Here is a 13,545-nt window from a genome sequence, read left to right on the forward strand (position 1 = left end):
TGATGGATGATGACGGTATATGAGGCGTTGGTTCTAATGATTTCATTTGGAGCTTTAATTGTGGCTGTGCTGTCAAACCAAAAAAAATAGCCACCCCATAAGCCTGACGAGCAATTAGGGTGGTTATTGGTATAGCTCTAATGTGAGTCGCCCCCTTGAAGGGCTATTGTATGGTCGTTAGTGTAGCAGCACTAGCGACCTTTTTATAGTGTATGCAGATTTCTTACTTTATTATAACCGATATTGATGAAAATGAAAAATCAGAGGGTAATAATAGGGGGTTTTTCACGTTTAAAATAAATTATCCAATTGTTATAGCACCACTCAACCTCGCTATGACACTAAAAACAAACCATATAGCACCACCCGACCTCACTATGACACCAAACGCAAACTTATAGCACCACCCGACCTCACTATGACACCAAACGCAAACTTGATTTTATGATTGAAATTTTAGGAAGTTTTAGAATAACTAATTGCTGCTAAGCTCTAATAAAGCTATAATCGAAGCAAAACGGAAAATGGTAAATGTCCTGAGTATGCCTGTTAAATAGATTAATTACAATTACGATGTATTGGAGCGACGCCAGATGAGTACCAAAAAGCTACTGATTATAGTTGGCATCTTTTTTATTTTTCTTTTCATTGCTGTTCCAGCTGGCTTTCTTTATGTGCTAAACAATGGAAATCCATATACGAAATACCTTGTGAATAAGCATGTTCCAACACGTCTGGAGGAGATGGGGTATACAGAGGATCAAATGGAGGAGGCACATTATGTAGAACCGAAGCACTTAACGAATACGGATTATTATCAAGGACATTACATGGTTGTATTTAAAGATGAACCGAATATAACGTATTATTATGGAGTAACGAAAAAAGGAAAACAGGTTCAGCAATTTTGTGATAAAGACATCCTTTCAGCTGATGGCGTGACCGAAAGTTTTGAGGGAGAAACGAAGTATAGTGAAAAAGAATGTCAGCATTCCTTGGATAATAGGGGGAAGATAGAATGAATTGCTGGAGAGAGGTATTTCAAGTTCGTCAAAGGTCAGGTTTTGTCTGTTACATGCTCAAGTAACAATAAATAATTCCAGGATGAGAAAAGCTTCTCGGATAAGAGAAGCTTTTTATCATGTAAAGTATCTTATTTACGAATCGACTCCGTTTCATTCCAAAATAATTCCTTAGGAACATATGCGTATCCTTCCATTAAACGTCGAGAGGTTCTTGCAACAGCGGTTTTTTCGAATTGAATATATTGACCATTATCTATAAATGTAATAAGGAAATCCATGGAACCAGACGGGTGACCGATGATGATCTCATCAGCATCTGGATTATGACAGCACTCATAAACGATTGTCCCAGTTAGTTTAGCTGCAGCAGCAGTGCAAAGTCCACCTGTAACGGGGAAGGTTTTGTGCATTTTTTGCATGGACATTGCTCGAGCGGTTAAATGAATATGCTCTCGTTTAACAAACTCGCCGTGTACCGTTGAATAGGTTTGACTAGGAGAAACCATGATTACTTTAGGACTGGATGGCGTTTCTTTTGTTGCGTCATGCGCATCGCTTACGAAACCAAGTTTTTCAGCAGCTGTTGAGCGTATTTTTTCCAGCATGCTTAAATGTTCTTTCGTAAGGTCTGTCGGCTGTTCTGTACCAGTTAAACCTAACTGATTTGCATGAACGAATACAACAGGTGCGGTTACGTCAACAACGCTGACTTCAACTTCTCCTGCTTCTGTTAAAAGTATTTCTTTTCGCTTTCCTGTAGGGAAAAGCTCGCCCGTTTTAGCCCCAGATGCATTTAAGAAGTTTAACATGATTTTTGCCCCTACTCCTGGTACACCGTCAATCGTGTAATCACCAGTTGAACGAGCTTTGCCAGACTCCACAGGAACTTTAGCTTCGATAATTCCATTCGTGTTCGTATTAAAAATCCTAACGGTGGTGTAAGGTTCCTGGGCAGCAACTAAACCTTCATCGATTGCAAAAGGGCCCACACCGCTTAAAATATTTCCGCAATTGGAGTTATAATCTACTTTTCCTGTGCCTACTCCAACCTGTCCAAACGTATAATCGATATCAGCGTCAGGTCGAGGGGAAACGCTGACAATCGCTAATTTGCTCGTAAGGGAATCGGCTCCCCCGAGACCGTCAATCTGTCTTTCATCTGTCCCGCCATATATCGATAAAATTACCTTGTCCCTAGTCATGGGATTTGACGGCAAGTCATTCTTTAATATGAAAACTCCTTTGCTTGTTCCGCCACGTATGATGGCAGAGCGGATCTTTTCATAATCTCGCATGTTTCATCCTCCTTGTCTTAAAGACCAAGTAAATTTGTTGGCCAGTATATATCGAGGGCCGAGCTCAATAATGAAATACCAATAAGTACAGCAATAATAGATATACCGGTGTGTATAAAATTCATCCTGGATTCAAGTATTAAAAACAGAATTAAGAAGATTGCAGTTGCAAGCATTAATCCTCCAATATAAATGAGTACTAAATAGCCGAGAATCCAGCCTATATATCGAAGTGGTGCAAGTAAAGAGATTTTAATTTGTTCTCCTTCCTTAACCTTTTGTTTATAGAGCTTGTAAACCTCTGTAATTAAATAGATTAATGTCAACACAGAACCTGCAATGGATATATATAAAGGGAAAAACTGCGCTAATTTACTAAACGTTAAGGCTTCTATAATTGCTAGCGTAAACAGGATAAAAAGAAAACCACTGAATATAAGATTAAGGTAATCTTTGTTCATCTTAATTGATTCCTCCTTGTTCGTAATCCTTACTGAATCGTTTCATTATTGCTCCTCCTGAAAGAAGTACGACGATAATAACAGCAAGGAAAATAACGATTGGATTTGTAATCCATTCCCAGCCATATCTTTCAATAGAAATCCAATAATACCGTTCAGCAGGCAGGGCAAGGACAAAACCAATCAGCAGTGGTGGCCTTGGCCAGTCCAAGATGGTCATAACATAGCCAAGCAAACCAATCATGACAAAAATAATCAGGTCTCCCCAAGACATCGTACTTTGATAGGCACCGATTACAAGTAAAACGAGAAGGAAAGGAACGATTTTTTCTCCAGGTACAAAACTGATCTTCGAAATCGGCCGAACTAAAATCATACATAGCAGTGCTCCAAAAACATTAGCAAAAACCAATGTCCACACAATCGATAAAGTTACGGATAAATCAGTAGTGAGCATTTTCGGACCAGCTTCTAATCCCATCAGCGTTAGCCCACCCAGTAAAATCGCCGTAGTACCACTGCCAGGTATCCCGAAAAGCAATGTTGGTACTAAGGAACCCCCTTCTTTTGCATTGTTTGCACTTTCTGGAGCGATAACTCCACGAATATCTCCTTTTCCAAAATGGTTATTTTTCACTGTCTTTTGGCCAGCCCCATAGGCAATCCAATCAACAACACTGCCGCCTAATCCAGGGATGAATCCAATTAAAACTCCGATTACAGCACTTCGGAAAACAAGGAATTTATTTTTTAATGCATCCATAACGCCTTTTAAAATGCCGCTTTGTAGTGTTGCATGATTTGCTACACTGCCTTTATTTGTCAGCATGGTGATGATGATAGGAAAGGCGAATATAGCCATTGCGACTACTGGTAAAGAAACGCCTTGCGTCAAATATAACGTGTCGAATGTGTACCGATATTCAGGAACAGCTGGTGCACTGCCGACAGAGCCGATTAGTAAGCCAAGGATTCCAGAAATGATACCCTTCAAAGGCGATTTACCAGCTAGTAAACCAGCCATGCTAAGCCCCAGCATGGTTAGCATAAATAATTCAGGTGAACTAAAAGACGTAATTAATGGTCTGGCAAAAGGGATTGTTAAATAAAGCGCAATCCCACCAATGACTCCTCCTATCATGGAACAAAAGAAGGCGGCCCCCATTGCCCTGGAAGCTTCTCCTCTTTTGGCTAAAGGAAATCCATCCATGATGGTTGCCTGTGAGCCAGATGTTCCAGGTATCCCTAAAAGAATTGATGGAAAGGTGTCACCGGTATGAATAACAGCAATCATTCCAATTAAAAGAGCCATTCCTACATATGGATCAAGACCAAAAACAAATGGAAGCATTAAAGACATGCCTACTGTGCCGCTTAAACCAGGCAGTAATCCAACAACAACCCCAATACCGATACCTATAAACATATAGACAAGTCTTGAGGGATCTAATACAATAAATAGCGCTTCAATTGCACTTTCGATCATGAAACTACCTCCCCTCTAAAGCTTTTTAATATCAATATCAAAATTAGTTCGTAAATACTCGATAATCTATTGCTTGGTTTCTTGCGATATAGAGAAGGATTGTTTAATCTGCGCGTTCAATTCCTCACCTACATACGTGTTATATCCCTCTAAGATTTCTTCAGAATGGGTCGCAAATTCTTCGTCATTAATTAGAGCTTCCATCCCTTTTTTCAGTAAGTCCTGGTAGTTACCTGGCGCGTCATTGTGCACCCAAATTACTTTATTCAATGTATAAGAAGCACCTACCGTTTGTTTGTACGCATCCCATACATCTCCACTTGGCTCCTCTCCATAGATATCTACGTAGATTTCTTCAATGGTTGGAAGATCAGGGAATTGTGGATCCCGGATGAGATCCCCATTAGCATCAATCTGTCCTAAGCTATACAAAGGTACTGCTCTGTCTTCTTCTACAAGTGCTTCAACACTGTTCTTATAGGCAGTTGTTGTTTGGTAATCGATGTTACTTTCTCCTTGCTCAAATGCAACGCGGGAAGGTCCACGTCCTTCATACCCAAGAACAGCTTTTACATCCATCTTTAGAACTTCGAATGATAGCAGTGTTACTAAATCTAAGCCTGTTGGGGAAATACCGGCATAAAACAATTCGTCTTCTAATGACATTAAATCTTCCATTCCACCCTTGGCCAGTTCTGGTTTTGTGTAAACAACACCACCAGATGGTGCCCCGATTAACGGTGTGAAATTACTCAAATCATAGTCTACAGAAGACTGCTCTAACATAAATGGAACATGGGAAGAAGCGCTTGAAGTAAGAATGTTTAAGCCATTTGGCATACGTGAATTAGCATATTCATTTGTTCCGGTAATGCTTGCTCCCCCAGGGATATTTTCAACTTGAACTCTAGGTTTGCCTTCAAGGTGCTTTGCAAAGTAAGGTGTCATAAACCTGGCGAAAACATCGGTACCGCCACCAGCTTGAAAAGGTACAACAAAGGAAATGGTCTGTCCATGGTAAGAATTGTTACCCCCATTTTCCTGATTACTTCCTGTTGCCTGCAGTGTATTGCAGCCCATAAGAAAAAAACATATGATGAGCGTTAGTACGAGAATAGAACGTATCTTCAAAATATTCATCTCCTTCCGAATTATCTTAGTCAATATAGTAAACGCTTTCAGTGTATAAGTAAAATAATGATATTTTATTTATCTTCATAAAAAAACTTGATAACGAAAGGGGACTTCTTCCATAATGGAATTAACATAAAGCAAATGGAGGGAGAGCATGGATCAAAAAGATTGGATTTTAATGAAAACGCTTTACGAACAAAGGAATATGACACGTACCGCTGCCAAATTATATGTATCACAGCCTTCTCTGAGCTATCGGTTGAAAAACTTAGAAGAGGAATTTGGGGTGCCGTTATTTTTTAAAACGAAACAAGGAATAGGCTTTACTTCAGAAGGTGAATATTTAGTCCAGTATTCCAAAGAAATGTTAAAACAGCTTCAATTGATGAAGGATACAATGAGCAATATGGAGGAAGAGGTATCAGGTATATTACGCATAGGAGTATCCAGTAATTTTGCACAATACTTACTTCCGAAAGTTCTAAAAAACTTCTCTAAAAATTACCCGAATGTACGATTCAATGTAAAAACCGGATGGAGTACACAGGTGATTGATCTTCTGAATAATTCAAGTGTGCATGTAGGGATTTTAAGAAGCGATCGCGGATGGCAAGGGGAAAAGATGTTGTTAAGAAAAGAACCGCTCTATCTCATATCCAAAAAGAAATTGAATATGGACCTGTTGCCGGAGTATCGATTGATTAATTACAGTACAGACAGTTCATTGAAGGATAGCATAACCGCTTGGTGGGCAGATCAATTTTCGGAACCAGCAAATATAGAAATGGAGGTTGATCGGCTAGAGACGTGTAAGGAAATGGTTAAAAATGACTTCGGATTTGCAGTTGTACCGGGTATTTGCCTGAAGAAGGATGATGGTTTGTACCAGCAGGAAATATGTTTCAAAGATGGAAGCCCTGTGACAAGGGAAACGTGGCTGATGTATAATCAATCCTTTGAAAATCTAACCGTAGTGGACCGGTTTGTCAATCATTTGAGAGAATGGAATGGAAAAGATTAGATTTTCTTATCGGAATGATGAGAAAAAAAGTATTAGACACGAATGTAATTTTTGATTAATGTATAGGCAACTGCTGATGTAAAAGGGGAGAAGAAAGTATGGCATTATATAAGCTTGGGGTATTAGAAGGAGACGGGATTGGACCGGAGATTGTCCAAGCAACAATTAAGCTTGTCGAAGCAATTATGGAAAAGCATGATGTAAAAGTGGAGTGGGTTCCACTTTTAGTTGGCTGGAAAGGCATAGCAGAAACCAACCATCCATTGCCAGAGGAAACGAAAAAAGCGTTGGAGAATTGTCATGCTTGGCTGCTTGGACCGCATGATTCAGCTTCTTATCCTGAAGAATTTAAATCGATCCGTAATCCGAGTGGTGAGCTGCGCCATCACTTTGATTTATATGCGAATATTCGTCCGGCTAAAAGCATTCCAAGTATCAAGGGTGTTGTAGAGGGAGCAGATCTCGTAATCTATCGGGAAAATACAGAAGGATTCTATGTTGATCGCAATATGTACCGTGGTGTCGGAGAATTTCAGATTACAAAGGATGTTGCAATTACAACAGGTGTTTTTACAAGACAGGCCATTGAACGGATAGCCCATGCAGCCTTTCAAAAAGCTATGCAGCGTAAGAAGAAAGTAACAATCGTGCATAAAGCAAATGTCATTCGGATAGGGTCGGGCATGTTTTTAGATATTTGTAAAGAAATCTCAAGGGAGTATCCAGAGGTCGAGGTTGACGATTACCATGTGGATGCAATGTGTGCACATGTGGTTCGGCGAATTCAGGATTTTGATGTTATCGTTACAGAGAATATGTTCGGAGATATACTGTCCGATTTAACGGGAGAGTTGATTGGCAGTTTGGGACTTGCACCTTCGATAAATACAAATCAAGAGATCGCTATGGCACAAGCAGCTCACGGATCAGCACCAGATATTGCTGGAAAAGACCTTGCTAATCCAATTGGGATGATGCTATCTACGGCTCTATTATTCGAATGGATGAGTGAAAGGTTTGGGGACAGCAGGTTAGAGATAGTAGGTAATAAGATTGAAGAAAGCTTGCACCGAACGCTATTGGATGGAATTAAAACGAAAGATTTAGGTGGAGATAAAGGTACCCAAGGGTTCACTGCTGAGGTTTTAAATAGAATTCTCTAGTTATAAAATAAATTTATTGAATACGCTAAAAAAACAGTATTTTATTTATGTTAAAAACAGCCCTATACTGAGCATAGAAGATAAATTTAACTAGGGAGGATTAAGCATGAGTAACCAAAACAAAGCTTACGATGTAATTGTTGTGGGAACAGGAAATGCAGCACTTTGCTCAGCAATCGCAGCAAAAGAGAATGGTGCCAATGTACTTATTTTAGAACGTGGACCAAAAGAAAAACGTGGTGGAAATTCCTTTTTCACAGATGGGGCTATTCGTTTTGCCTATCAAAACAAAGATGCACTAGAGCCCATATTGAATCAACTATCCCCCAAAGACTTTCAAAATACGGTTATGCCAGATTATGATACGGAAGATTACTATAATGATATTATGAATGTGACGGAAGGAAAGAGCGACCCTAACTTAGCGCGACAGCTTGTTGACAAGTCGTACGATACGATTCAGTGGATGAAGAGCCAAGGTGTGCAATTTGAGTTAAACGAGAATCAATCCTTTAACAATAATGGAGTGCAGCAATTTTGGGGAGGTCTCCCAGTAAAAACAAATCGCAAAGGTATCGGGCTTATTGAAGCACTTATTAATAAGGCTGAAGATTTAAGTATAGAAATTCGCTATAATACGAGAGCTATCGGGTTACAGACAACCAACCAAAAGGTAAGCGGTATCACCGTGGTGGAAAATGGTGAGGAAAAGCAAATTCCTGCAAAATCAGTTGTGCTGGCATGTGGAGGCTTTGAAGCAAACAAAGAAAAACGGGCCAAATATTTAGGGGGAGAATGGGAGAAGGCTAAGGTAAGAGGGAGCGAATACAACACAGGTGATGGTTTAGATATGGCGATAGAAGCTGGAGCGCAGCCATATGGAGACTGGTCAGGCTGCCATGCGCATACGACCGATTTTCAAGCTCCACAAGTCGGGGATTATGGTAAACCAGGAGATATTTATAAAAAATCTTCTTATCCACTCGGACTAATTGTCAATATCAAAGGAGAACGCTTCGTGGATGAGGGAGCAGATTTTCGGAATTATACGTACGCAAAGTATGGAAAAGAGACGCTGCGCCAGCCAGAACAAAAAGCATTTCAATTGTTTGATGCGCAGGTTCGTCCTTTGCTGCGAGCAGAATATAATTTAGAAGAAGCAACGTGTATCAAGGCGAACACAATTGAAGAACTTGCTGATAAACTGAATATTGATAAAGCTAGATTCATAGAAACGATAGAGGAATATAATCAAGCGGTTCAACAAGAGGAGTATAACCCAGCCATCAAAGATGGAAAGGGAACGAAGGGCATTACGCCATCAAAGAGTAATTGGGCGCTTCCGTTTAATCAGGCACCATTTTATGCCTATCCGGTAACATGTGGAATTACCTTCACATTTGGAGGGATTCATGTTAATGAAAAAGGAGAAGCACTAGATAAAAATCAATCACCAATTCCAGGGTTATTTGCAGCAGGTGAGATAGTAGGGGGCTTATTTTATCATAACTATCCAGGAGGATCTGGATTAATGTCTGGTGCTGTATTTGGCAAGTTAGCGGGAGAGTCTGCAGCGAATTATGTGCTTGAGCCCGTGGGGGCGACTCATAAAGAAAATTAATAGATATGAGGCACTTTGAAGAAACAAGGATTCCCAGCATTCTATTGCTGGGAATCCTTGTTTAGCTAATAATCGGCTGGAATCTAATTGAAGTATTAAAACCTATCCAACGAAAAATAACCTATATCCAATGAGCTCTTCCCATGAATAACCATCTGGCTTAACAGCTCTCCCACACCACTGCTAAACTTAAATCCATGTCCTGAAAATCCGCAAGCAGTTATGACATTTTGATAGTTTGGAAGTCGATCGATTATGAAGTTTCCATCTGGTGTGTTTGTATAGGTGCATACTTTTCCTTGTTTGTGCTTTAAGTCAGCAGACATATATTGGTGGATAAATTGTGTGACATCTTGCTTGTCTTCCGGATATGTACCAAATGCTTTTAATGTCTCTTTTGTTTGGACAGGGTATCCTCCATCATGTCTTCCAATTTTAATGCCAGCCCCGTCAATACTTGGAAAGCCGTAGTAGATTTCAATTGCATTATCATAGGACCAAGCTGGGAATGTATGCGAATGGTATATTTCTTCCTTTGCCTCAAACCAGGAGAATGTTTTTCGCACCGGTTGCAATGGCAACTCGTAACCGAGTAAGGATAAAATCTGGTTTGTTCCCTTTCCAGCTGTTATAATGAGCTGTTTTGCTTCAATATGCTGATCAGCTAGCTCAATTGTTGTAAGATCGTTCGTTACATTCAAATGCTGTACCTGACTATTTGTGTATAGATTCGCACCGTGTTTTATTGCAAGGTCACGGTAGGCAATAATAGCTTCTTCACTCATTAAAACTCCTGAATTCGTTTCGAAGCAACCAATTAGAGAATCTGGCAGATGATAACCGGGCCATCTTTTATTTATCTCTTGGGCGGTTAATATCTCAGCAGATAACTTATATTTTTCAACAGATTGAATGACATTTTGTAAAAAAATAGATTCCTTAGAACCAATATTTAATACCCCTGTTTGATGAAAAAGCTTTCGATTTGAAGCTTGTTCAAGCTCATACCATAATTCTTGTGAACGTAATGCCAAAGGAACATAGCTATCACCTTCCCCATAAGCATGCCGAATAATTCGAGTTTCGCCATGGTGAGACCCATTAGAATGAGGCGGATTATTGGAATCAATTAAAGCTACTGTTTTGCCATTCTTGGCAAGATAATATCCGGCTGCCATCCCCATAGAACCAGCACCGATTATTGCAACATCGTAGATCATGATTTGCGCTCCTTTAATTTTTATACAATTATTTTAATCGAATATACAAAGTAGCTCAATCCAAATCTACTAAAATTAGTTTGATTGTTAAGGATTAACATCTTATATAAATAGAAATGAGTATAATTATTCATTTGCTATGCAACATTTTTTAAGATATTATGGTATAATCCATAAACGGAAGTATTTTGAATTGGAGGCAATAGTGTGTCACTCGTGAAAGATTTTGAAAATATAAAAGATAAACTTATTAAAATTACTAATCAATTGTATGAAAATCCAGAGCTTGGAGATCAAGAATTTGAATCTATGAAGCTACTGGTTGAATATTTACGTTCCCACAATTTCGAAGTGGAAACAGGCATTGTAGATCGTCCGACAGCTTTTCGGGCAGAGTTTTCCAGCAAAAAGCCAGGACCAACAGTTGCGTTTCTAGCAGAATATGACGCGCTGCCTGGAATTGGCCATGGCTGTGGTCATAATTTAATCGCAACGATGGCAGTTGGTGCTGGAGTTGTTCTTAGTAAGCATGTACAAGAAATAGGCGGGAAGGTCGTTGTTCTTGGAACTCCTGCCGAGGAAACAAATGGAGCGAAAGTACCAATGGCTGAGCAAGGAACTTTTGATGATATTGATGTGGCGATGATGGTGCATCCAGCTGATGTTTCTTCTGAAAGTGGACCGATGCTGGCAATGGATGCTCTGCAATTTGATTATACTGGAAAAGCATCCCATGCAGCTGCTTCACCTGAAGAAGGGATTAATGCGCTGGATGCTGTTATTCAATTATTTAATGGAATCAACGCATTACGAGAGCATGTTCCGTCAGATGTACGAATGCATGGCATCATTACGGAAGGGGGACAGGCCGCAAACGTAGTGCCGGAGAAAGCTGTCGCTCAATTTTATATTCGCGCAAATGAGCGCAAGGTTGTAGATGAGGTAGTACAAAAGGTAAGAAATATTGCAGATGGTGCAGCATTAATGACAGGTGCATCTGTTGCAATATCAAATTATGAATTGAGCTATGACAATATGGTCACAAATAATGTATTATCGGACGTATTTACTAAAAATTTAAAAGCGCACAGTCCGCACCCTGTCTATCCAGCTGTAGCTGCAACTGGTTCGGCCGATATGGGAAATGTAAGTCAAGTGGTACCAGCGATCCATCCATTTGTTGGAATGAATAAGCCTGGACTTGTATTCCATACGAAAGAGTTTGCAGATCAAACGATTACGAAAGATGGCGAGACAGCAATTGCTGATGCAGTGCTTTCCTTAGCACAAACTGGTTATGACATTATGACGGATCAAGATTTACTATCCGCCATAAAAACCGAATTTGAAAAACGATAAGTTCAGTTTTTACATGGTTACAGGTAGTGAATTGCCGCTTCTTAGCTGTTTGTAGCGATTCACTGCCTGTTATTTTTTTATATACAACACGTGAGCATATACAGAAGGAGAGATTTTTAATGCATGACGATACGATTTCTAATGAAGGAAATCTGAAAAGAAAGAAAAGGAAATTTGAATTCCCCCATGTATTCGCATTGTTATTTGGCTTAATCATTATTACCGCTTTATTTACATATATCGTTCCAGCTGGTGAATACGAACGAGAGGTAAATGATGCAGGAAGAACAGTTGTAGTGGACGGAACGTATCAGCAGGTTGAGTCAAATCCGACTAGCCCTTTTGGGATTTTAGAAGCTGTGCATAAGGGGATGGTTAATGGAGCTGAAATCATCTTTTTCATTTTTATTGTTGGTGGAGCTTTTGGGATTCTGAATGCTACAAAAGCAATTGAAACCGGACTCGCGAATGTTTCAGCAAAAATGGCCGGAAAGGAAATTTATCTCATACCGGTTGTTATGTTATTATTCGCACTGGGCGGTGGAACATTTGGGATGTCGGAAGAAACAATTCCATTTATCTTAATATTAGTTCCATTAGCAATCAAGATGGGATTCGATTCGCTTGTCGGAGCGGGAATGGTTATAGTAGGATCCTGTGCAGGCTTTACAGCATCATTTATGAATCCTTTTACGGTTGGTGTGGCTCAGGGAATTGCAGAAATACCGCTGTTTTCCGGGATGGGAATTCGTTTTATTATCTGGCTTATTTTTGTCGCATTTAGTATTGCATTTGTCATGATTTATGCCAAAAAAGTTAAGAAAAACCCGGAAACCAGTTTGATGTATGAGATTGACAAGCGAAGGACTATGGATGATGCTGAACATGACCCTATAATAATGCAGTTAACTCCTAGACATGCGATTATTATTGGTCTGTTATTTTTAACGATTATTGGACTTGCGATTGGGGTAACTTATTTTGATTGGTATATCATGGAAATCGCTTCCTTGTTCCTGCTGATGGGCGTTATCGCAGGTTTTGTTGCTAAGCTAAGGGTGAACCAGATTGCTGAATCCTTTGTAGACGGCTGCCGAGAACTTGTTGTAGGTGCACTAGTAGTCGGAATGGCTTACGGTATCCTGGTCGTACTAGAGGAAAGTAATACAATTGATACGATTTTATATAGTCTATCGGGTGCAATTGGTCAATTGCCAACAACATTTTCTGCGATGGGAATGTATGCAACGCAAAGCTTTTTAAACTTCCTTGTGCCATCAGGTAGCGGGCAAGCTGCATTGACAATGCCTATTATGACTCCATTATCTGATTTAACAGGTGTAAGCAGGCAAACTGCTGTACTGGCATTTCAATTAGGTGACGGGATTTCGAATGCAATTACTCCTACATCTGGTGTTCTAATGGCATCGCTCGCATTGGCAAAAATACCATGGATAAAGTGGATTAAATGGGTTTGGCCTGTTATAGTGTTATCTTATATTGTTGGGGCGATCATTATTACGATTGTGCATTTGTTTGTTTGGACGATCTAGAGTTTGGTGTGTTAGTGTGAGATATATTTTTTAGAGTGAGTGGAATTTTAGAATTTGCAAAGTGATATAAAAATAAAAAAGAGGCTGGGACAAAACCCCAGTAATTAAAAAGAGTGGTACTCGCCAATAAGTTGGTGAGTACCGCTCTTTTTATGCATACAAAAAGGACACCTTTTGATAAAATTAAAGTTACCAGACAATAATTTT

Annotated in this window: 12 protein-coding genes; 7 read left to right on the plus strand and 5 right to left on the minus strand. The window is 39.6% G+C overall.

The window, feature by feature from the left end; genetic code table 11:
* The first annotated feature begins 9 nt into the window (after positions 1-9).
* Positions 10-90, plus strand: coding sequence for a putative holin-like toxin (locus D1B32_RS24630; RefSeq protein WP_379600247.1), 81 nt, complete (start codon positions 10-12; stop codon positions 88-90).
* 503 nt (positions 91-593) lie between these two features.
* The gene (locus tag D1B32_RS20655) at positions 594-1,022 is read left to right on the plus strand and encodes a DUF3139 domain-containing protein (protein WP_095313250.1); all 429 of its coding nucleotides are present in this window, start codon (positions 594-596) and stop codon (positions 1,020-1,022) included.
* A 131-nt stretch (positions 1,023-1,153) separates the two neighbouring features.
* Here the strand turns inward: D1B32_RS20655 and D1B32_RS20660 are convergent, their stop codons facing one another.
* From D1B32_RS20660 to D1B32_RS20675, 4 genes are all read right to left on the minus strand, one after another.
* The gene (locus tag D1B32_RS20660) at positions 1,154-2,320 is read right to left on the minus strand and encodes a 2-methylaconitate cis-trans isomerase PrpF family protein (RefSeq protein ID WP_095313248.1); all 1,167 of its coding nucleotides are present in this window, start codon (positions 2,318-2,320) and stop codon (positions 1,154-1,156) included.
* A gap of 17 nt (positions 2,321-2,337) precedes the next feature.
* Positions 2,338-2,781, minus strand: a complete 444-nt coding sequence (locus D1B32_RS20665) for a hypothetical protein (RefSeq protein WP_095313246.1) — start codon at positions 2,779-2,781, stop codon at positions 2,338-2,340.
* Position 2,782: 1 nt separating this feature from the next.
* Positions 2,783-4,267 (minus strand): tripartite tricarboxylate transporter permease, encoded by a 1,485-nt coding sequence (locus D1B32_RS20670; protein WP_095313244.1) that lies wholly within the window; start codon positions 4,265-4,267, stop codon positions 2,783-2,785.
* A 66-nt stretch (positions 4,268-4,333) separates the two neighbouring features.
* Entirely contained in the window at positions 4,334-5,398 is a 1,065-nt protein-coding gene (locus D1B32_RS20675; protein WP_240033862.1) for a type 2 periplasmic-binding domain-containing protein, read from the minus strand.
* Positions 5,399-5,555: 157 nt separating this feature from the next.
* Between D1B32_RS20675 and D1B32_RS20680 the strand changes: the two genes are divergently transcribed.
* From D1B32_RS20680 to tcuA, 3 genes are all read left to right on the plus strand, one after another.
* Entirely contained in the window at positions 5,556-6,422 is an 867-nt protein-coding gene (locus D1B32_RS20680) for a LysR family transcriptional regulator (RefSeq protein WP_095313242.1), read from the plus strand.
* A gap of 98 nt (positions 6,423-6,520) precedes the next feature.
* The gene (locus tag D1B32_RS20685) at positions 6,521-7,585 is read left to right on the plus strand and encodes an isocitrate/isopropylmalate dehydrogenase family protein (RefSeq protein ID WP_118890331.1); all 1,065 of its coding nucleotides are present in this window, start codon (positions 6,521-6,523) and stop codon (positions 7,583-7,585) included.
* Between the two features lie 106 nt (positions 7,586-7,691).
* Positions 7,692-9,206, plus strand: coding sequence for an FAD-dependent tricarballylate dehydrogenase TcuA (gene tcuA, locus D1B32_RS20690; protein WP_095313238.1), 1,515 nt, complete (start codon positions 7,692-7,694; stop codon positions 9,204-9,206).
* A gap of 95 nt (positions 9,207-9,301) precedes the next feature.
* Here the strand turns inward: tcuA and solA are convergent, their stop codons facing one another.
* Positions 9,302-10,426, minus strand: coding sequence for an N-methyl-L-tryptophan oxidase (gene solA / locus D1B32_RS20695; protein ID WP_095313236.1), 1,125 nt, complete (start codon positions 10,424-10,426; stop codon positions 9,302-9,304).
* A gap of 207 nt (positions 10,427-10,633) precedes the next feature.
* Between solA and D1B32_RS20700 the strand changes: the two genes are divergently transcribed.
* Complete coding sequence (locus tag D1B32_RS20700; protein WP_095313235.1) at positions 10,634-11,785, plus strand: M20 family metallopeptidase; 1,152 nt, start codon at positions 10,634-10,636, stop codon at positions 11,783-11,785.
* A 119-nt stretch (positions 11,786-11,904) separates the two neighbouring features.
* Positions 11,905-13,338 (plus strand): YfcC family protein, encoded by a 1,434-nt coding sequence (locus D1B32_RS20705; protein ID WP_095313233.1) that lies wholly within the window; start codon positions 11,905-11,907, stop codon positions 13,336-13,338.
* Positions 13,339-13,545: the final 207 nt, after the last annotated feature.

The organism is Oceanobacillus profundus (genome assembly GCF_003515705.1).
GTDB classification, from domain to species: Bacteria; Bacillota; Bacilli; order Bacillales; family Amphibacillaceae; genus Oceanobacillus; species Oceanobacillus profundus.

Excerpts from the sequence above, each read along its gene's own strand:
- D1B32_RS24630 (WP_379600247.1), top strand. The coding sequence starts at position 10 with ATGACGGTATATGAGGCGTTGGTTCTAATGATTTCATTTGGAGCTTTA.
- D1B32_RS20655 (WP_095313250.1), top strand. The coding sequence starts at position 594 with ATGAGTACCAAAAAGCTACTGATTATAGTTGGCATCTTTTTTATTTTT.
- D1B32_RS20660 (WP_095313248.1), bottom strand. The coding sequence starts at position 2,320 with ATGCGAGATTATGAAAAGATCCGCTCTGCCATCATACGTGGCGGAACA.
- D1B32_RS20665 (WP_095313246.1), bottom strand. The coding sequence starts at position 2,781 with ATGAACAAAGATTACCTTAATCTTATATTCAGTGGTTTTCTTTTTATC.
- D1B32_RS20670 (WP_095313244.1), bottom strand. The coding sequence starts at position 4,267 with ATGATCGAAAGTGCAATTGAAGCGCTATTTATTGTATTAGATCCCTCA.
- D1B32_RS20680 (WP_095313242.1), top strand. The coding sequence starts at position 5,556 with ATGGATCAAAAAGATTGGATTTTAATGAAAACGCTTTACGAACAAAGG.
- D1B32_RS20685 (WP_118890331.1), top strand. The coding sequence starts at position 6,521 with ATGGCATTATATAAGCTTGGGGTATTAGAAGGAGACGGGATTGGACCG.
- tcuA (WP_095313238.1), top strand. The coding sequence starts at position 7,692 with ATGAGTAACCAAAACAAAGCTTACGATGTAATTGTTGTGGGAACAGGA.
- solA (WP_095313236.1), bottom strand. The coding sequence starts at position 10,426 with ATGATCTACGATGTTGCAATAATCGGTGCTGGTTCTATGGGGATGGCA.
- D1B32_RS20705 (WP_095313233.1), top strand. The coding sequence starts at position 11,905 with ATGCATGACGATACGATTTCTAATGAAGGAAATCTGAAAAGAAAGAAA.